The sequence below is a fragment of the Corynebacterium sp. HMSC072G08 genome (genome assembly GCF_001809185.1).
Lineage (GTDB): Bacteria > Actinomycetota > Actinomycetes > Mycobacteriales > Mycobacteriaceae > Corynebacterium > Corynebacterium phoceense.
On the sequence record NZ_KV796410.1, the window covers coordinates 1 to 330 of the forward strand.

The 330-nt window shown below is 54.5% G+C and carries 1 protein-coding gene; it reads right to left on the reverse strand.

Going from position 1 to position 330, the window contains the following annotated elements; all coding sequences use genetic code 11:
- The coding region (locus HMPREF2559_RS04160) for an IS3 family transposase (protein WP_070539641.1) at nt 1-258 on the reverse strand (258 nt) is incomplete at its 3' end.
- Nucleotides 259-330 lie beyond the last annotated feature (72 nt).

Below are 330 nucleotides of genomic sequence, written 5' to 3' on the forward strand. Positions count from 1 at the left end.
CAGAATATCGCGTTCTTCGCGCAGCTTCGCGTTCTCTTTTTCTAGCTGGCGGATTCGCTCGGAATCAGTCGTCTCCTTGGCGTTGTCGCGCATGGCCTTCGTGCGGGCACGTTTGCCGGTGCCGTATTGCTGAAGCCAGGAGAAAAGCGAGGAACGATTGACTCCAAGCTCTGCTGAAGCCGCGTGAAGTGAAAGGTCCTCATTGTTTTCATAGAGGGCCACAGCATCACGTTTGAACTGTTCGGAGTACCTAGGCATGGTGGTAGATTACCTTTCTTCCCAACCCAACCGGGCTGGATATCAGGTGTCCACCAAACAGGGGTCAGGTCC